Origin of the sequence: Kitasatospora sp. NPDC087315 (assembly GCF_044744345.1) — a bacterium.
Lineage (GTDB): Bacteria > Actinomycetota > Actinomycetes > Streptomycetales > Streptomycetaceae > Kitasatospora.
In genome coordinates this window covers 141,214-159,859 of the sequence record NZ_JBIUYD010000008.1, presented here as the reverse complement: position 1 = coordinate 159,859, position 18,646 = coordinate 141,214, and the positions used below count along the sequence as shown (strand labels likewise).

17 protein-coding genes are annotated in these 18,646 nt (G+C 73.1%); 7 read left to right on the top strand and 10 right to left on the bottom strand.

Annotated features, from left to right (window positions below; genetic code table 11):
- The first annotated feature begins 53 nt into the window (after positions 1–53).
- Positions 54–926: a transglutaminase-like domain-containing protein gene (locus ACIO5D_RS13800; RefSeq protein ID WP_363610836.1), complete on the top strand. Its 873-nt coding sequence runs from the start codon at positions 54–56 to the stop codon at positions 924–926.
- A 6-nt stretch (positions 927–932) separates the two neighbouring features.
- On the opposite strand, the gene ACIO5D_RS13795 is transcribed toward ACIO5D_RS13800, so the two are convergent.
- Positions 933–1,565, bottom strand: a complete 633-nt coding sequence (locus ACIO5D_RS13795) for a response regulator (RefSeq protein WP_400655085.1) — start codon at positions 1,563–1,565, stop codon at positions 933–935.
- Between the two features lie 149 nt (positions 1,566–1,714).
- Positions 1,715–2,815 carry a YncE family protein gene (locus tag ACIO5D_RS13790; protein WP_400795198.1) on the bottom strand — a complete coding sequence of 367 codons (1,101 nt, stop codon included), beginning with the start codon at positions 2,813–2,815 and terminating at the stop codon, positions 1,715–1,717.
- Between the two features lie 340 nt (positions 2,816–3,155).
- Between ACIO5D_RS13790 and ACIO5D_RS13785 the strand changes: the two genes are divergently transcribed.
- Positions 3,156–3,695, top strand: a complete 540-nt coding sequence (locus ACIO5D_RS13785; protein WP_400655081.1) for a carboxymuconolactone decarboxylase family protein — start codon at positions 3,156–3,158, stop codon at positions 3,693–3,695.
- Between the two features lie 148 nt (positions 3,696–3,843).
- Here the strand turns inward: ACIO5D_RS13785 and ACIO5D_RS13780 are convergent, their stop codons facing one another.
- The 4 genes from ACIO5D_RS13780 to ACIO5D_RS13765 all read right to left on the bottom strand — a co-directional run bounded on the left by ACIO5D_RS13780 (position 3,844) and on the right by ACIO5D_RS13765 (position 8,144).
- The gene (locus ACIO5D_RS13780; RefSeq protein ID WP_363610828.1) at positions 3,844–4,050 is read right to left on the bottom strand and encodes a hypothetical protein; all 207 of its coding nucleotides are present in this window, start codon (positions 4,048–4,050) and stop codon (positions 3,844–3,846) included.
- Between the two features lie 362 nt (positions 4,051–4,412).
- A complete protein-coding gene (locus ACIO5D_RS13775) occupies positions 4,413–5,663 on the bottom strand; it encodes a sensor histidine kinase (RefSeq protein ID WP_400795196.1) in 1,251 nt (416 codons plus the stop codon).
- An 8-nt stretch (positions 5,664–5,671) separates the two neighbouring features.
- Positions 5,672–5,812, bottom strand: a complete 141-nt coding sequence (locus ACIO5D_RS13770; protein WP_400655077.1) for a hypothetical protein — start codon at positions 5,810–5,812, stop codon at positions 5,672–5,674.
- Positions 5,813–5,990: 178 nt separating this feature from the next.
- Positions 5,991–8,144, bottom strand: coding sequence for a prolyl oligopeptidase family serine peptidase (locus ACIO5D_RS13765; protein ID WP_363610824.1), 2,154 nt, complete (start codon positions 8,142–8,144; stop codon positions 5,991–5,993).
- Positions 8,145–8,469: 325 nt separating this feature from the next.
- Here ACIO5D_RS13765 and ACIO5D_RS13760 point away from each other — a divergent pair, with 325 nt between their 5' ends.
- The 5 genes from ACIO5D_RS13760 to ACIO5D_RS13740 all read left to right on the top strand — a co-directional run bounded on the left by ACIO5D_RS13760 (position 8,470) and on the right by ACIO5D_RS13740 (position 14,541).
- Entirely contained in the window at positions 8,470–8,664 is a 195-nt protein-coding gene (locus ACIO5D_RS13760; RefSeq protein ID WP_363610822.1) for a DUF2304 family protein, read from the top strand.
- A gap of 46 nt (positions 8,665–8,710) precedes the next feature.
- The gene (gene mshB / locus ACIO5D_RS13755; RefSeq protein ID WP_400655075.1) at positions 8,711–9,664 is read left to right on the top strand and encodes an N-acetyl-1-D-myo-inositol-2-amino-2-deoxy-alpha-D-glucopyranoside deacetylase; all 954 of its coding nucleotides are present in this window, start codon (positions 8,711–8,713) and stop codon (positions 9,662–9,664) included.
- Positions 9,661–10,122: a DUF6113 family protein gene (locus tag ACIO5D_RS13750; RefSeq protein ID WP_363610818.1), complete on the top strand. Its 462-nt coding sequence runs from the start codon at positions 9,661–9,663 to the stop codon at positions 10,120–10,122. Before mshB ends, ACIO5D_RS13750 begins: the two co-directional genes overlap by 4 nt.
- Before the next feature lie 238 nt (positions 10,123–10,360).
- Positions 10,361–12,691, top strand: a complete 2,331-nt coding sequence (locus tag ACIO5D_RS13745; RefSeq protein WP_400795194.1) for a peptidoglycan binding domain-containing protein — start codon at positions 10,361–10,363, stop codon at positions 12,689–12,691.
- A 140-nt stretch (positions 12,692–12,831) separates the two neighbouring features.
- The gene (locus ACIO5D_RS13740; protein ID WP_400795192.1) at positions 12,832–14,541 is read left to right on the top strand and encodes an ABC transporter family substrate-binding protein; all 1,710 of its coding nucleotides are present in this window, start codon (positions 12,832–12,834) and stop codon (positions 14,539–14,541) included.
- Between the two features lie 52 nt (positions 14,542–14,593).
- Here the strand turns inward: ACIO5D_RS13740 and ACIO5D_RS13735 are convergent, their stop codons facing one another.
- Genes ACIO5D_RS13735 through ACIO5D_RS13720 form a run of 4 tightly spaced genes read right to left on the bottom strand, consistent with a single transcriptional unit; the run spans position 14,594 to position 18,612 of the window.
- On the bottom strand, positions 14,594–15,613 hold the full coding sequence (locus ACIO5D_RS13735; RefSeq protein WP_400795190.1) for an ABC transporter ATP-binding protein: 1,020 nt from the start codon (positions 15,611–15,613) through the stop codon (positions 14,594–14,596).
- Positions 15,606–16,697, bottom strand: a complete 1,092-nt coding sequence (locus tag ACIO5D_RS13730; RefSeq protein ID WP_400795188.1) for an ABC transporter ATP-binding protein — start codon at positions 16,695–16,697, stop codon at positions 15,606–15,608. Before ACIO5D_RS13730 ends, ACIO5D_RS13735 begins: the two co-directional genes overlap by 8 nt.
- Positions 16,698–16,712: 15 nt before the next feature.
- Positions 16,713–17,675 carry an ABC transporter permease gene (locus tag ACIO5D_RS13725; RefSeq protein ID WP_363615251.1) on the bottom strand — a complete coding sequence of 321 codons (963 nt, stop codon included), beginning with the start codon at positions 17,673–17,675 and terminating at the stop codon, positions 16,713–16,715.
- Positions 17,668–18,612 carry an ABC transporter permease gene (locus ACIO5D_RS13720; protein ID WP_363615249.1) on the bottom strand — a complete coding sequence of 315 codons (945 nt, stop codon included), beginning with the start codon at positions 18,610–18,612 and terminating at the stop codon, positions 17,668–17,670. The genes ACIO5D_RS13725 and ACIO5D_RS13720 overlap by 8 nt, the downstream gene beginning before the upstream one ends.
- Positions 18,613–18,646: the final 34 nt, after the last annotated feature.

The following is an 18,646-nucleotide window of genomic DNA, read 5'->3' as shown; positions in this document are numbered from 1 at the left end:
CAGCCGTCCCAGCCGTCCCAGCCGTCCGCCGCACGAAAGCCGTCGCAGCCACCGTGACCGAGCAGAGCAGAGCACGCTTCCGGACCGAGGCCCGGGCCGAGCACCCCGATCCGGTGCTGCTCTGCCTGCTCGCGGCCGCCGAGCACAGCCCCGCACCGGATCCCGACGACCTCCGGGAGCCGCCCACCCTGGACGCGCTGCTCGCCGCCTGCGAGGCCGCGCTGGACCGGCACGCCGCCGCCGTCCGGCTCGCCGTCGCGGAGCGCGCGCCGGCCGGGCCCGAGGAGACGGCCGCCCTGCTCGCGGCCGTCCTCGGCGGGCGGGAGCGGTTCCACGGGCGGCAGTCCGACTACCGGCGGCTGGAGTCCTCGCTGCTGCCGGACGTGCTGCGGCGCCGGCGCGGGCTGCCGATCATGCTGTCGCTGGTGTGGACGGCGGTCGCCGCCCGGGCCGGGCTGGCCGTCCACGGCGTCGCCCTGCCGGGCCACTTCATCGTCGCCGTCGGCGGCCCGGACGGCGGCGACGACTACGTCCTGGCGGACCCGTTCCACGGCGGCCGGCTGCTCGACCTCACGGACGTGACCGACCTGGTCCACGCCACCGGCCACCCGTTCACGCCCGAACTGCTCACCCCCGCGCAGCCGCTGGACATCGTGCTGCGGGTACTCGGCAACATCCGCGGCTGGGCCGCCGACCGTCCCGAGCACGCCCGCACCCAGCTCTGGGCCACCGAACTGGCCCTGCTGCTCCCCCGCCACCCCGCCCAGCTCCGGCTGGAGCGGGCCGAGCTGCTCGTCCGGACCGGCGACTTCCTCGGCGGCTCGGCCGAGATGGACGCGTACGCGGAGATCCTGGACGCCTTCGACCCGGACGCGGCGGCGAAGGTCCGACAGGAGGCCCGCGCGGCCCGGCACCGGCTCAACTGACCGGCTTCACAGCCAGCCCTTCTCCCGGGCGATCCGGACGGCCTCGGTGCGGTTGCGGGCCTCGGTCTTCTGGATCGCCATCGAGAGGTAGTTGCGCACCGTCCCCTCGGAGAGGTGCAGCCGCTTGGCGATGTCGGCGTTCACCGCCCCGTCGGCGGCGGCCGCCAGCACATCACGCTCACGGGCCGTCAGCGGGTTCGCCCCTTCGGCGAGCGCGGCGGCGGCCAGGGCCGGGTCGATCACCCGCTCGCCGCGCAGCACCCGCCGGATCGCCTCGGCCAGCTCGGCCGCCGGGGCGTCCTTCACCAGGAACGCGTCCGCGCCCGACTCCATCGCCCGGCGCAGATACCCGGGCCGCCCGAAGGTCGTCGCGATCACGATCCTGGTCTGGGGCCGCTGCCGGCGCAGCTCGGCGGCCGCCTCGATCCCGGTCATCCCCGGCATCTCGATGTCCAGCACCGCGACCTGCACCTCGTGCGCGATGGCGGCCGCCACCACCTCGTCGCCGCGCCCGACCTGCGCGACGACGTCGATGTCCCCCTCCAGCCCGAGCAGCGCGGCCAGCGCCTCCCGGACCATCCCCTGGTCCTCGGCGAGCAGGACGCGGACGGAGGCCCCGCCGTTCTGAATCTCACTCATGCCGACGACCTTAGGGGCCCCGGGTGGTTCGTCGAGGCACCGCGGACGTCCGCTCCCGACGGGCCCGGCACCTGAGCCCCCGCACCGGTGCGGCGGGCGGGCCGGTGTCCCCGGCCGCCCGCCGCGGGTGCGTCGCCGCGGATCGCGGGTCAGAAGCCGACGGTCTTCAGGTACGAGCCGTCGCCGCCGTGGAGGCCGACCACGTACAGCGTGTGGCCGTCCGGGCCCACCGCCGCGTCCGACACCCCGTCCAGGGCGAACCCGGTGAACGTCTCCGCCGGGACGCCGGTGTTGGTCGCGGTGTCGAAGGACAGCACCGACGCCTCCGGGGCCCACCCGTCCTTGAGCACGTACAGGCGGCGGCCGTCCGGGCTCACGGACACGAAGTGCACGTCGACCCAGCCCGAGCCGAAGGTGACCGCGGGCCGGGCGGTGTCCCTGGCGGTGTCGACCTCGTAGCCGGTGCCGCTGCCGGTCTGCCAGCCCAGCGCGTACAGGCGGGTGCCGTCCGGGGAGGGTGCCAGTTCGGTACTGGCGCCGAGCCGGTCGACGACGCGGGCCACCGCCGGGACGGCCCCGCCGGTGTCCAGGTGGAACAGCCCCTGGTCGGTGCTGACGTACGCGGCGCCGCCGTTCGGGGCGACGGCGATCGAGTCGACCTGGTAGCCGCCCACCGGCACGGTGGAGGTGAACGCGTCCTGTCCGGTGGAGAACACCAGCACCCGGCCCGTGCCGACGCCCTGGTTGAGGCCGTACGGCCCGTACTGGTCCACGTAGACCCGCGCGCCGTCCCGGCTGACCGCCAGGCCGGTCAGCCTCCCCTGGCTCCAGCCGGCCGGGCGCGGCTGGTCCGGCGCCGGGGTCCGGGACAGCACGGTGTTGGTGGCGGTGGAGACGGCCACCAGCTGCTCCGAGACCACCACATAGAGCCGGGAGCCGTCCGGGCTGACCACGGGCCGGCCCGCCGTCCCCGTGTCGGCCAGCGTCAGCCGCGCGACCACCGTGCCCGTCCGGGTGTCGACCGTCCGCAGCACCACGGAGAGGTCGCTGCCCACCCGGTCCCACGCCACCACGTACGCCCTGGTCCCGTCCGGGCTGACCGCCAGCCCGAGCGACCGCCAGCCGACCGCGGTGGCACCCGGCACCTCGGGCGCCTGATCGGCTGCGGCGGCACCCGCGCCGGTGACCAGCAGCACCCCGGCCACCATCAATGAACCTGCCCAACGCGCCTTCTTCGCAAGCGAATTCATGACACCCTCCGCTATCGGGAGACCGCCCTCCGCGGCGGCCGTGGGCCAGGCTAGGGCACCGGCCCGGCAGGGCGGGGCCGGTCGGCGGACGGGGCTCAGAACCGCCCGTACGAACCGGGCCGAACGCCCTCCAAGCGCGCCTGGAATCAGCCACGTCCGCCGGGGCGCGCCCCCTGGGCACTTCGCCGACCCGCCCTATTCCCGGTCTGCACCCGGGGCACGCCGGCCGGGGCCGGCCTCGGCCCAAGACGGTTGGGCAATATGGAAGTTGCCCGCCCGGAGCGGCACCCGTGACGATGGACCGCCGTCCGCCCACCCCTCCGAGACGAGGAAGTGCACCGTGCCGCACATCGCCATCGACAACGAACTACCGGGAATCAACGGGCTGCTGACGCTCCGCCCGGACACCGCCGCCCCGCTGTCGATGCTCGCCGACGCGCTGCTGCGCAACCCGGCCCCGATGAGCCGGGGCGAGCGCGAGCTGGTCGCCGCGTACGTCTCCGGGCTCAACGGCACCCGCTACTGCACGAACGCCCACAGCGCCTTCGCCGCAGCGCAGCTGGAGGGTGGCGAGGCGCTGGTGAAGGCAGCCCTGGCCGATCCCGCGTCCGCGCCGCTCACGGAGCGGATGCGGGCCCTGCTGCGGATCGCGGCCGAGGTCCGGGGGCAGGTCGGGCCGGTCTCGCAGGAGGCGGTCGCGGCCGCCCGGGCGGCCGGCGCCGGTGACACCGAGATCCACGACACCGTCCTGATCGCCGCCGCGTTCTGCATGTACAACCGCTACGTCGACGCTCTGGCCACCGAACTGCCCGAGGACCCCGGCTACTACACCGAGGGGGCGCAGCGAATCGTCGACTCCGGCTACGGCCGCGGGGACTGAGGGCGCCCGGGGCCGGCCTGCCCGGCGTGCCCGGACCGGCAGAGGGCGACCCGCAGGAAGTCGGGCGGCACGGCGGTCGTGGACGGCTACGCCGGGCGCCGCGGTGCACGGCCCGGGAGCGCTCATCGCGGCTCCGCCTCGTCGGTGCTCAGCGCAGGTCCGTCCAGGGCGCGATCTGGTGCAGCCGGCGCAGTCGGAGCTGGCCGTCGACGGTGAGCGTGATGAGGTTGTCGGTCACATCGACGACCTCGGCGGGGATCCGGGGGGCCCAGGGCGTCGAGATCTCCCAGTCCGGCGGGACGATGGCCACCGTCTCCCCGATGCACGGAGACCAGGAGGAGTCCGGGGCCGTCACGCCCGCGTCCCCTTCCGGGGAGCGTCGACCGGCTCGGCGGCCACCTCCGCCGGCCCCCGCCGGATCTCCTCGGTCGCCCTTCTCGGCCTCGATGCCATGGTGCAGTCCTTCCTCGCCTAGCAGCAGAACGTGCCCCTGTCCCGGCTTCACCCTGCTCAAACATCCCTCAGGGGCCGGGCGCGGGGCCCGGGCAAGCGGCGCAAGGGGATTCACCGGCGAGAAGAAGACCCGATGTGGTGACACCGGTACGGGGTCACCACATCGCCCGGCCTCCGGTTCGGCGCGCGCGGCGACCGGCCGAGGAAGGGGGAGACCACCGCCGGCCGGGGGCCCGGCGTGGCCCAGGGCTTATCCGGCAAGCCCTAACGCCCGCCGGGCGCGGGTGCGGAGGCCGTCCGGAGCGGCACCAGCGCCCGCAGCCGGAAGCCCCTGCCGCGCTCCCCCGGCCCGGTCTCCAGCCGTCCGCCGACCAGCGTCAGCCGCTCCTCCAGGCCGGAAAGCCCGTTGCCCGGGGCGGACTTGCCGGGCCCGGCGCCGTTGTCGGTGATCTCCAGGGCGGCGTATCGCTCGCCGTCGCCCTCCCAGGTCTCGTCGGCCGTCACCGTGCAGGCCGTGGCGCCCTCGCCGTGCCGGACGATGTTGGTGACCGCCTCGCGCAGCGCCCAGGCCAGGGCGCCCGACTCCTCGGTGGCGAGCCCGGTCCAGGCGTCCGGCAGCGTCGGCGACACCTCCAGGGTCACCTGCGCGGCCGCCAGCGCCGTACGGGCGGCGGCCAGTTCGACCGGCAGGGTGGGCCTGCGGAAGCCGGTCACCGCCTCCCGGACGTCGATCAGCGACTGCCGGGCCACCTGCTCGATGTCGGCGACCTGCGCCCGTGCCGCCTCGTCCTTGCCCGCGTCCATGAACCGCCCGGCCAGCTCGCTCTTCAGGGTGATCAGCGACAGCGAGTGCCCGAGCAGGTCGTGCAGGTCCCGGGAGAGCCGCAGCCGCTCCTCGGCGGCGGCCAGGTGGGCGACGGCGGCCCGTGCCTCGCGCAGCTCCCGCATGGTCGCGACCAGCCGTTGCAGGCCGGTCATCGCGGCGCCGGCCAGGAAGGCGCTGAGCATGATGGTCGGGATCGCGCCGCGGTCGACGTGGCTGAGCAGTCCGACGGCGCCGGTGACCAGCGTCATCACGGCGACCCCGCCGAGGGCGAAGCGCGGTGGCAGGACGACGCCGACGGCCACCGCGGAGTAGGTGAACAGCGTCAGCCAGGCGGTGCCGAGGCCGAAGGTGGTGACCACCGAGATCACGATCATCACGGCGGCCATCGCGTCGCCCGCCCTGGGCAGCCTCCCGACCATCGAGCGGAAGATCACCAGGCCGATGTAGCTGGCCAGGAAGGCGGCCAGGGCCAGCCAGCCGGCCACCGTGGCGGCCACCGCGTGCCCGCCCTTGAGCAGATCGCCCACCGGGTAGAACAGGTAGACCATCCAGAGCAGCATCCAGCAGACCTTGACCAGCAGCTGGCGGCGGTTCTCCACCGGGGCGCCCGGGATGTTGGTGAAGACCACCCGTTCCCCGCCCGCCTTCCCGAGCTCGTCGGGACGGTACGCGGAGAACGTGTCTGGCATGGGGGCCATCATGCCCGCCGGGTGTCCCGGCGGTACAGCGCTGCCGCGGCCGCGACGAAGACCACCGGGAAGCCGGCCGGACCGTCCACCGCCCGGACCCGGCCGCGGCTCTTGCCGACCTGCCGGAAGGCGGCCGCTTCGGTGTCCATCGCCCCGGTCCTCTCCCCTGCCGGTGTCGTTCGCGCCACCTCAGGGTCCCGCGCGGACCGGGGCCGGCGGCAGTGCCCGCCGTCGTGCCTTCCGCATGACGGATGTCATGGCTGCGGCCGGCACCCGCGGCACGGGCACCGGCCGCGGAAGCCGCGGGTCAGGGGCGGTTGCGGGGGATCAGATGCCCAGCGAGCGCTTCACGAAGTCGACCTGGAGCAGCAGCAGGTTCTCCGCGACCTCCTCCTGCGGCGTCATGTGGGTGACGCCCGAGAGCGGCAGCACGGTGTGCGGGCGGCCGGCCGCGAGCAGGGCGGAGGAGAGCCGCAGGGTGTGCGCGGCCACCACGTTGTCGTCCGCCAGACCGTGGATGATCATCAGCGGCCGCTCCAGACCGGCCGCGTAGCCGCTCAGCGAGTTGGCCGCGTAGACCTCCGGACGCTCGGCCGGGTGGCCCAGGTAGCGCTCGGTGTAGTGGGTGTCGTACAGCTCCCAGTCGGTCACCGGGGCGCCGGCGACGGCCGCGTGGAAGACGTCCGGGCGGCGCAGCACCGCGAGCGCGGAGAGGTAGCCGCCGTACGACCAGCCGCGGATGGCGACCCGGCCGAGGTCCAGCGGGAACTCCTCGGCGAGCGCCTGCACCGCCTCCACCTGGTCGTCCAGGGTGGCGCCGGCGAAGTCGAAGGCGATCGACTTCTCCCAGGCCGGGCCGCGCCCGGGGGTGCCGCGCCCGTCGGCGACGACCACCGCGAAGCCCTGGTCGGCGAACCACTGCGAGTTGAGGTGCGGGTTGTGCGCCTGGACGACGCGCTGGCCGTGCGGGCCGCCGTACGGGTCCATCAGGACGGGCAGCAGGCCGTCGCGCTCGCGGTCGTAGCCGGTGGGCAGGAAGACCGCGGCGGGGATGCGCCGCTCACCGGCGAAGCGGAAGACCGGGCGGGCGGTGATCACCGGCGTCTCGGCGTAGGACTCGATGGTGGCGATGTCGTCCACCACCACGCCCTCCGGCAGGTCGCGGGCGACCTGGACGAGCGTGCCGGGCCGGTCGTGCTCGGCGGTGGCCCGGACGGTGACGCCGGCCGCGTGCACCGCGGTGGTCACCGAGGTGAACGGCCGGCCGTTGGCCGCCTCCCAGGAGAGCCGCTTGCCGTCGTGGCTGATCCGGCCGACGGCGATCCAGCCGGGCTCGGGGTCGGTCTCCTCGGCGCCGCCGGAGGCGCTGAAGAAGACCTCGTCCTCGGTGATCGCGACCACCGAGCGCAGGTGCAGGTCGGCCCCGGTGACGGCCTGGTCGCCGATCACCAGCGCGCGCGTCCCGTCCGCGTCGGAGATCCGGACCAGCCGGCCGTCCGGCGTCCAGGCCGGGACGCCCTGGAACAGCTCCAGCCAGGCGTCGTCGCGCTCCTCGAACAGCACCTCGGTGGCGCCGCTCGCCACGTCCACCCCGAGGATCAGCTGGCTGCGCTGGTCGCGGGCCTGGACGAGCAGCAGCGGTACGCCGCCCTTGGACCAGTGCACCCGGGCCAGGTACGGGAAGGCGGTGCGGTCCCACAGCACCTCCGTCCGGGCGCCGTCCAGGCCGACCACCCAGAGGCCGACCTCGGCGTCGGCGGTGCCGGCGGCGGGGTAGGCGATCTCGGCGGGCTCGGTGCCCGGGTTGGCCGGGTCGGCGATCCACCAGCGGCGCACCGGGCTGTCGTCGGCCCGCTCGACCAGCAGCCGGTCACCGTCGGGCGACCACCAGAAGCCGCGGTCGCGGTCCATCTCCTCCTGGGCGATGAACTCGGCCTGCCCCCAGGTCACGCCGGGGCCTTCGGGCTGGACGAGGGCCCGGTCGCCGGTACCGTCCGTCCGGGTGAGCCGCAGCTCGCCGGCGGTGTTGGCGTAGGCGACGTGGACGCCGTCCGGCGAGGGGCGCGGGTCGAGGAGCGGGCCCTCGGCGGGCAGTTCGGCCGTGGTGCCCGCCACCAGGTCGGCGGTGAACAGGCGTCCGGAGAGGGCGAAGGCGGCCAGCCGGCCGGCGCCGTCCAGGGCGTAGCCGACGATGCCGGCCGAGCCCTCGCGGCTGCGCTCGCGGCGGGCCTTCTCGGCCGGGGAGAGGTCTTCCTCGCCGCCGCCGAGCAGGACGGCCGGGTCGGCGGCGATCCGCTCCTCGCCGGTGGCGGTGTCGAGGGTCCAGAGCAGGTTGGCCCGGTCGCCGCCCGAACGGGAGCGCAGGAAGACGACCCGGGAGCCGTCGGGTGCGACGGAGAACGACCGGGGCGCGCCGACGGTGTAGCGCAGGGTGCGCGCGTACTGCCTCGGGAAGGTGTCCGCAGGGGTGTGGGTGGTCATGGCACCAGACCATACGACCTTCGGGTGCCACCGCCCGGCCGATCACGATCACTCGTTCGGAGCATCCCGGCGAAGGACGCCCCGAAGCCGTCCGCCCCCCTCCGAACCCCCTCCGACCGGCCTGTGCGCCCCACCGGTGCCGCCGTACCCCGGGCGTGCGGCGTCACCGTACGTCATACATCCATCACTCATCGGGTATGACTGGGTCCGGCGCGTGATCGTCGGGCCCCGTCCCGGGCCCCGGTCGCCCGACCGCAAGTCCCGCACGGTCCGACCGCCGCCCTGCCGAGGGGTGGCGCACCCGAGAAAAGGGGTGTAAGCCGACATGGCCCTGTCCATCTCCGCAGCCATGCTGATGCTGGTCATCGTGGTGGTGCTGATCCGCCGCTCCGGTCTGAAGCTCGCGCACGCGATCATCTGCGCGCTGCTCGGCTTCTACCTGGCGTCCAGCTCCATCGCCCCCTCGATCAGCCAGGTGACCAGCAACCTCGCCGGGATGATCAACGGCCTCAAGCTCTGACCCCGCCCCCGCCCGCACCCTGTGGACCGGTCGTTAGGCTGCTCCCATGACCGTGACTACCGGCCGCCGCCTGCTCCTGGTGCACGCGCACCCCGACGACGAGTCGATCGGCAACGGCGCCACGATGGCCAGGTACACCGACGAGGGCGCCCACGTCACCCTGGTGACCTGCACCCTCGGTGAGGGCGGCGAGGTCATCCCGCCGGAGCTGGCCCGTCTGACGGCGGATCGGGACGACGCGCTCGGCCCGTACCGGATCGGCGAGCTGACCGCCGCCATGCGCGCGGTCGGCGTCGCCGACGTCCGCTTCCTCGGCGGCCCGGGGCGCTACCGCGACTCCGGGATGATGGGCGTCCCCGACAACGACGTGCCCGGCTGCTTCTGGCGGGCCGACCCGGACGAGGCGGCCGGTCACCTGGTCGCGGTGGTCCGGGAGGTGCGGCCGCAGGTCCTGGTCACCTACGACGAGGACGGCGGCTACGGGCACCCGGACCACATCCAGGCGCACCGGGTCGCGATGCGCGCGTACGAGCTGGCCGCCGATCCCGCGTACCGGCCCGAGCTGGGCCCGGCCTGGCGGATCGCCAAGGTGTACTGGAACCGGATGCCCCGTTCGGTGATCGAGCGGGGGCTCGCCGAGACCGCCGCCAGGGCACCGTTCCCCGGTGTCGCCGCGCCGTCCGACGTGCCCGGCGTGGTGGACGACGCCGCGGTCACCACCGTGCTGGACGGCGCCGCGTACGCCGGCCGCAAGGCGGCCGCGATGGCCGCGCACGCCACCCAGATCACCGTGGACGGCGCCTTCTTCGCGCTCTCCAACAACCTCGGCCAGCCGCTGGTCGCCACCGAGTACTACCAGCTGGTGCGCGGCCAGGCCGGGCCGCGGCTGCCCGAGGACGACCTCTTCGCGGGCCTGGACACCACAGGCCCGAACACCACGGGCCCGGCCGCCGCCGACGCGACCGCCGCCCCCGCGCAGGAACAGGAAGGTGTCCGATGACCGAGCCCGCCGACGCCCGGCCGCCGCGCCGCTCGATCCCGGCGGCCGTCCTCGGCACCCGCGCCGAGCGGCTGGCCGAGCCTCAGCCCCCGCGGGCCTGGCGGATCGTCGCCTACGTCCTGTTCTTCCTGCTGGGTGCCGCGGTGTCGATCTGCGGAGCCTTTGTGCAGGCCCTGTGGCCGCCGGTGGGGGTTCTGCTGGCGCTGGCCGCCACCGGTGCCACCTTCTACGCCGGTCTGCGGGTCACCGGTACCCGGCTCGGCGCGGGGCTCCCGGCGGCCGGCTGGTTCCTGGCGCTGCTGCTGGTGATGGTCCCCCGGCCCGAGGGCGACAACGTGCTCTGGACCAACGCGACCTCACTCGGCTGGCTGTTCGCCGGGTCGATTCTGGGCGTGATCTGCGCCACCCTGCCCACCCGGACCAGCTGGTTCCCCGGAGTACCGGGCCCTCCCCGCTGACCTCGGCGGTGCGCGGCGTACGGTACCGCGTACGACGAGCAGTCAGGACCGAACGGCCGTACTCTCATACCGGAGGAACCGGACGTATCAGGTTCTATCCGAACCGGTTCACCGCTCAGTTCTTCCCAGTATGGTGGTGCCGCAGAACGCCGTACCCGACCGCCGCCCGCCAGGCCCGGCGCCCACGAACCCGCGGTCGCGCCCGACGGCCCGCCCGCGAACCCGGAGCAGAGCAGCATTGAGCAGCCGCGAATCTGACAACGCCCACCCGACGCCTCGGCGCACGGGCCCGGACGCCTACCCGTCGGGCACCCCGCCCTACGGCACACCGGGCCTCCCCGGCGGCGACCGTGCGGGCACCAGTGCCGCCCAGGGACCGGCGTCGGGCGGCGAGGACGAGGCCCCGAAGACCGAGACCACCCTGACCACCAGGGTGCGGATCAACATCCCCGGCTCGCGTCCGATCCCGCCCGTCGTGGTCCGCAGCGCCGTCAAGAACGAGGACGGCCCGGGCGATGACACCCCGCCCGCCGCCACCGAGCCGCCCGGCCCCCGGCACCGCTCCGCCGCGCCCTCCTCCCCCGTGCTCGGGGTGATGGACGGCGGCGCCCGGACGGCCACACCGCCGAACCTGCCGCCCGAGTGGCAGATCCCGCCGGCCACCTCGGAGGCCGAGTCGACCGGCGCGTGGTTCCGGCCGCGCCAGAAGAAGGCGTCCTCCACCGAGCCCGCTCCGGCTCCGGCCGGCACCCCGGCCGAACCCGCCGGCGGTGCCGGGGCCCGCCCGAACGGCGCCCGGAAGAACGGCTCCCAGCCGGGTGGCGCCCGGCAGACCCAGGCCTCCGGCCAGGGTACGGACCACCCGAACGGCCGCCCGGTGCCCGGCCAGGCACCCGCACCCGCACCGCGCCCGACCGGCGCGCCCGCCTCGCCGTTCGGCACCGGCGTCGGACCGGACGTCCCTGCGGACGAGGCCGGCGTGTACGAGGACTTCCCCACCGACCCGTTCGCCCCGGCGGATCCGTTCGCCCCGGTCGCCGACCCCTTCGCCCCGGCGGGCGGCCCCGCCGCCGGCCACCCCCAGGGCCACCCGGCTGGCGGCCCGTCCGGCGCGGTGAGCCCGGAGGACACCTCGGTGGACGGCTTCGCGCCGATCCGCGAGGGCGCCCCCGCGCCGGGCGCCATATCCGGTCCGCCCGCGGGCGCGGCGGCCCAGCACGGCCTGCCCCAGGACGGCCTGCCGCAGCACGGCGCCCCGCAGCAGAACGGCCGGCCGCAGCCCGGCCTGTTCGCCTCCGCCCCGGCCGGCACCGACCCGTTCGCCGCACAGCGGCCCCCGGCCGGCACCGACCCGTTCGGCACCGCGGTCCAGGGCGGCCTCTTCCCCGGCGCCCCCGGCCGCCAGGGCGAGACCCCCGCCCCGTCCCCCGGCCACCGGCCGGAGGGCCCCGGCGCCACCGCGCCCGGCCGCCCGCAGCCCGAGCCTGGTGCCCGGACGCCCGGCGGCCCCGCCGGACCGGTGGCGGCGCCCGCGCCCGACCCGAAGAAGCCCGAGGCACCCAAGCCGGCGGCCCCCAAGCCCGCGACGGGCAAGGCGGCGGGCAAGCCCAAGGCCGGCGCCGGCAAGAAGCTCGTCAAGCTCGGCGTCTACGCCGTCGGCGGCCTGCTGTTCCTCGGCGCCGCCGCGTACGGCACCGGTCTGATGCTGAACCAGTCCGACATCCCCAAGGGCACCGTCGTGCTGGGCACGGACATCGGCGGCAACAACCGAGACCAGGCGATCCACCAGCTCGACGAGACGATCGGCAAGGCCGGCCGGCAGCCCGTCAAGCTGAAGATCGGCGAACAGTCCGTGGACCTCGACCCGGCCGTCGCCGGGCTGAGCTTCGACACCACGGCCACCGTGGACAACCTCACCCGGCACAGCTACAGCCCGGTCGACGTGATCACCTCGCTGAAGGGCGGCGAGAAGGCCGTACCGCCGGAGGTCAAGGTGGACCGGGCCAAACTCAAGGCCGCCCTGGACGCCCTGGGCGCCGGCTCGGGGCAGACCCTCCAGGAGGGCTACGTCAAGTTCAGCGATTCCGGTGAGCCCGTCGTGGTGCCCGGCCGGGCCGGCCAGGCGGTGGACTCCGCCGCCGCGGTCGACCAGATCGAGCAGGCCTACCGCGACCGCGCCGCGGGCAAGGCCGAGCAGCCCGTCGCGCTCTCCGTGACGGCCGCCCAGCCCAAGGTCTCGCCGCAGGCCCTCCAGGCCGCCGCCGACAGCCTGGGCAAGTCCGTGGTGAGCGGCAACGTCCATGTCCTGGCCGGCACCAAGAAGTGGGACTTCGGCAAGCTCACCGCGGCCAAGGCGCTGACCCTGGTGCCGGACGCCTCCGGCAAGATCGTGCCCAAGTGGGACCTGGACGCGCTGAACGGCCAGATCAACGGCTACTTCGACAAGGTGAAGGTGAAGAAGAACGGCCAGACGGCCGTGATCACCGCGCAGGACGTCGCCGACGGCATCACCTCGGTGCTGGACAAGAGCGGCGACAAGGACCGCACCTTCAAGTTCGCCACCGTCTGACCCGCTTCCCGACCCACCACCCGGCGGCAGACCCCGGGGGCGGGCCCGGATTCGGGCCCGCCCCTCGACAACTCCCCTCCCAGGTCAGCAAGATGTGACGCCGTACCGTCCGTCACACCCGCACCAGGGAGAAGCACACCATGGGCCGCCGCCTCACGCCACACCGAACGGCCCTGCTCGCCGGCCTCACCGTCGTCCCGCTCTCGCTGACGCTCTGCTCCTGCGGCACCGGTACCGGCGCCCGGGCGCTCCCGACCGCGGCCGAGGCGCCCAAGCTCACCACCGTCGACACCAACCCTCACGACCGCTCGCGGCTGCGCCGGGGCGGCACGCTGAACGTCGCGATCGCCCAGTTCTCCAGCCAGTGGTCGCCGATCCAGACCGACGGTGGCGAGTCCTCCACCATCAGCGTCACCAAGCCCCTGCTGCCCACCTTCTTCCGCTCGGACGCGGCCGGCACCCAGACCGTCAACCCGGCCTATCTCCAGGACGCCAGGTCCGAGCTGAAGGACGGCCGGCAGACCGTCACCTGGACGCTCAACCCGAAGGCCGTCTGGTCCGACGGCACGCCGATCACCTGGCGGGACATCGAGGCCAACTGGCGTGCCCTGAACGGGAAGGACCCGGCCTACCGGGCCTCCAGCAGCACCGGCTTCGAGCTGGTCTCCGCGGTCGAGCGGGGCAAGGACGACTTCCAGGCCGTGATGACCTTCGAGCGGCCGTTCTCCGAGTGGCAGTCGATGTTCAACGGCGCCGCCAACGCCCCGCTGCTCCCGGCGAGCCGGATCGCCACCCCGGAGCTGTTCAACACCTCCTACCTGAACGCGATCCCGGTCACCGCGGGCCCGTTCAAGGTCGAGAGGCTCGACCGGGCCACCCAGACCGTCACCCTGGTCGCGGACCCGGCCTGGTGGGGCGACCAACCGCTGCTGGACCGGATCGTGTTCCGTGCCATGGTCCCCAACACCATGGCCGCCGCCTTCGCCAAGGGCGAGGTCGACCTCTTCAACAACGGTCCCGACGTGGCCGGTTACCAGATCATCAAGAGCACCAAGGGGGCCGCCGTCCGCCGCGCCGGCGGCCCCGACTTCCGCCAGTTCACGCTGAACAGCCGGAGTCCCGCGCTCACCGACCCGGCCGTCCGCCAGGCCCTGTTCCAGGCGATCAACCGGGACGCCATCACCCGGTCCGACCTCAACGGCCTGGACTGGCCCACCGTCACCCTCAACAACCATCTGCTGGTCGCCAACCAGAACGCCTACCGGGACAACTCCCTCGGCCTCAGCCGCTACGACCCGGACGACGCCGTCCGGAAGCTGGAGGCGGCCGGCTGGAAGCTCGACGGCGACGTCCGCAAGAAGGACGGCCGGGAGCTGAACCTGCGGATGGTCATCCCGGCCGGGGTCACCCAGGCCCAGAACGAGGCCTCGGTCGCCACCCGGATGCTGAAGGACGTCGGGGTCAAGGTCACCACCGTGACCGCCGAAGCCAACGAGTTCTTCGACCGGTACGTGAACCGGCGCGACTTCGACATCGCCGCGTACTCGCTGCTCGGCACGCCCTTCCCGGCCAGCGGCAACCGGGCCAACTTCGTCCAGAACGGCGGGACCAACCACTCCCAGGCCGGCAGCCCCGCCGTCGACACCGCCCTCGACCGGGCCGCCGCCGCGACCGACGCGGCCACCGCCTTCGAGGCCATCAACCAGGCCGACGGCGAGCTGTGGAAGGTGGCCGGCGTGCTGCCGCTCTACCAGCGCCCGCAGCTGTACGGCGCCCGCGCCAACCTCGCCAACATCGGCGCGCAGGGCCTCTCCGACATCGTCTGGGAGAACGTCGGCTTCGAGAAGTGACGCGCCGGGCCCCGGAGGCGGTCACACCCTCCGGGGCCCGGCGGTCGTCCGGTCAGCCCGCGCCGATCACGTCCCGCACTTCGGCGAAGTGGCAGGCCGACTCGTGCGCGGCCGGGCCGCTCAGCACGGACGGCACCGCCAGCAGCGGCAGTTCGGTGGAGCAGCGCTCCTGCGCCTTCCAGCAGCGGGTGCGGAACCGGCAGCCGGACGGCGGGTTGGCCGGCGAGGGCAGGTCGCCGCTCAGGATGATCCGGTCGCGGGACTCCCGCGCCGCCGGGTCCGGCACCGGCACCGCGGAGAGCAGCGCCTGGGTGTACGGATGGGTCGGGTAGGAGTAGATCTGGTCCTCCGTCCCGATCTCGACCATCTTGCCGAGGTACATCACCCCCACCCGGTCGGAGATGTGCCGGACGATGGAGAGGTCGTGCGCGATGAACATGTACGAGAGCTCGAACTCACCCTGGAGCTGCTCCAGCAGGTTGATCACCTGTGCCTGGACCGACACGTCCAGCGCGGAGACCGGCTCGTCACAGATGATCAGCTCCGGCTTGAGCGCCAGCCCCCGGGCGATGCCGATGCGCTGGCGCTGACCGCCGGAGAACTGGTGCGGATACCGGTTGATGTACTCCGGGTTGAGCCCGACCACGTCCAGCAGATCCTGAACGGCCTTGCGGCGGTCGCCCTTCGGCGCCACCTCGGGGTGGATCTCGAAGGGCTCCCCGATGATGTCGCCGACCGTCATCCGCGGGTTCAGCGAGGTGTACGGGTCCTGGAACACCATCTGGATGTTGCGCCGCACGGCCTTGAGGCCGGCGCCCGAGAGCCGGGTGATGTCCTCGCCTTTGAAGAACACCTGGCCGGAGGTGGCCCGCTCCAGGTTCATCAGCACCTTGGCCAGCGTGGACTTGCCACAGCCGGACTCGCCGACGATGCCCAGCGTCTCGCCCCGCCGCAGCTCGAACGAGACGCCGTCGACCGCCTTCACCGCGCCGACCTGCTTCTTGAAGACGATGCCCTGGGTCAGCGGGTAGTACTTGACCAGGTCCTTCACCTCCAGGATGGGCTCAGCCATGGAGGGTCTCCTTCCAGAAGTGGCAGGCGCTGCGGCGGCCCGGCAGGTCGGCCCCTTCGCCGTCCAGCACCGGGACGAGCTGCGGGAGTTCGGTGCGGCAGCGGTCCGCCACCCGGTCGCAGCGCGGGTTGAACGCACAGCCCTGCGGGATCCGCAGCAGGCTCGGCGGCAGGCCCTGGATGGCGTAGAGGTTCTGCCCCTTCTGGTCCAGCCGCGGGATCGAGTTGAGCAGGCCCCGGGTGTACGGGTGCGCCGGGCGCGCGTACAGCTCGTGCACCGGCGCGGTCTCCACGATCCGCCCCGCGTACATCACGGCGATCTTGTCCGCGACGTCGGCGACCACACCGAGGTCGTGGGTGATCAGGATCAGCCCCATGTTGAACTCGGACTGCAGCTCCGCCAGCAGATCCATCACCTGCGCCTGGACGGTCACATCCAGCGCGGTGGTGGGCTCGTCCGCGATGATCAGGTCCGGCTCCAGCGCCAGCGCCATCGCGATCATGATGCGCTGACGCATACCGCCGGAGAACTGGTGCGGATAGTCGTTCACCCGCTGCCTGGCCGCGGGAATGCGCACCCGCTCCATCAGCTCGATGGCCTTGTCCTTGGCCTCCTTGCGGGAGGCGCCCTGGTGCACCCGGAACATCTCACCGAGCTGATAGCCCACACTGAGCACCGGGTTCAGCGAGGAGAGCGCGTCCTGGAAGATCATCGCGATCTTCCGGCCACGCACCGCCCGCCGGGCCTTGGGGCTCATGGTGAGCAGGTCCTGGCCCCGGAACCGGATCGAACCGGCGGTGATCTTCCCCGGCGGCATGTCCAGAATGCCCATGATCGCCTGGGCGGTCACCGACTTGCCCGAGCCCGACTCCCCCAGCACCGCCAGGGTCTCACCGGCCGACACCGAGTAGCTCACCCCGTTGACCGCCTTGGCGACACCGTCCCGGGTGTGGAACTCGATGTGCAGGTCGTCGACCTCCAGCAACGGGGTACCGGGCGTCAGGTTCTCCCGGCCGCCCTTGATCACCTCCACCGCGTCCTGGCGCGGTGCGCCGTCCTTCGACGGCCTTGTCGCGTCACTCATCGTCCGCGGCCCTCCTCAGCGAAGCTTGGGGTCGAGGGCGTCGCGCACCGCGTCGCCGAGCATGATGAACGCCAGCACGGTGATGCTCAGCACGACGGCCGGGAAGAGCAGCACATGGGGGGCGTTCAGGAAGCGGGACTGCGCGTCGCTGATCATCAGACCCCAGGAGATCGCCGGGGACTGGATGCCGATGCCCAGGTAGGACAGGGCGGCCTCGGCGCCGATGTAGACGCCCAGGTTGATGGTGGAGACCACGATCACCGGCGCCACGGCGTTCGGCAGGATGTGCCGGGAGACGATCCGTCCGGTACCGGCCCCGAGCGCCCTGGCCGCGACCACATAGTCGTTGTGCTTGTTGGAGAGCACCGCCGAACGCATCAGCCGGTAGATCTGCGGCCAGCCGAGCACCGCCATCACCGCCGAGACCGTCCAGGCGTTGCCCGTCTTCCAGGTCGACATGATCAGCATGCCGCCGAGCAGCAGCGGGATGGCGAAGAAGATCTCGGTGACCCGGGAGAGCACGCTGTCCCAGAGACCGCTGATCCAGCCCGCCCAGAGGCCCAGCGTGCCACCGACCAGGACCACCAGCGTGGTGGTCAGGATGCCGACGATGATCGAGTTGCGGGCACCCCACACCGTCCGGGTGTAGATGTCACAGCCCTGGACGTCGAAGCCGAACCAGTGCTCGGCGCTCGGCCGCTTCAGCGAGTCGACCAGGTTGCAGAAGCCCGGCGAACTCGGGTCCTTGTCGGTGAACAGCTGTGGGGCGACGGCCAGCGCCACCATGAACAGCACCAGCACCCCGCCGATCAGGAACAGCGGGTTGCGCCGCAGGTCGTACCAGGCGTCGGTCCAGAGGCTGGCCACCCGCTCATTGCCGTCCGGCGTGACCGCGGGCGCGGCCCCGGCGGCGGATCCGGCGGCCGGCTGCCCGGGGGCCGCCACCGTCACGTTCTCGCTCTTCGTCGGCTCACTCATAGCGGATCCTCGGGTCCAGAACGGCGTACAGCAGGTCGACCACCAGGTTGGCGAACAGGTAGACCAGCACCAGGGCGCTCACGATCCCCACCACGATGGTGCGTTCCCGCAGGTAGACGGACTGGAAGAGCTGGTGTCCGACCCCGGGGATGTTGAAGATGCCCTCGGTGATCACCGCACCGCCCATCAGCCCGCCCAGGTCCATGCCCAGGAAGGTGACGATCGGGATCAGCGCGTTGCGCAGACCGTGCCGGACCACCACCCGGAACGGGCTGAGCCCCTTGGCGACCGCCGTCCGGACGTAGTCCGCCCGCATGACCTCGATCAGGCTGGTCCGGGTGAGCCGGGCGACGTACGCCAGCGAGGTGGAGGCCAGCACATAGGCCGGCAGCAGATAGGACCGGAAGCCCGCCTCCTCGTTGAAGGAGACCGGGAAGAAGTCGATGCCGTAGTCGGTGTTGAGCTTCACCCCGAGGATCAGCTGGAGCACGAAGCCGATCACGAAGACCGGGATCGAGATCACCATCAGGGTCGAGATCAGCACCACGTTGTCGATGAACCGGCCGCGCCGCAGGGCGGCGACCACACCGGCGGTGACACCCACCACCATCTCGATGACCAGCGCGGTCACCGCCAGGTTGATGGTGTACGGGAACGCGGTCTTCATGACGTCCACGACCTGATTGCCGCGGTAGTCCTCGCCGAAGTCGCCCTTGAACAGGCCGACCAGGTAGTCCCAGTACTGGACGAAGAACGGGTCGTCCAGGTGGTAGCGGTCCCGCAGGACGGCCACCACCGCCGGGTCCTGCCGCTTCTCACCGGCCAGTGCCGTAATGGGGTCACCAGGCAGCAGGAAGACCAGTGCGTAGATAAGGAACGTCGCGCCGAGGATCACAGGTATGGCCTGGATGATCCGGCGGACCACATAGCGGCCCATGCGGCCTCCTCGTGGTTCGGGGCACGCCTGCGCC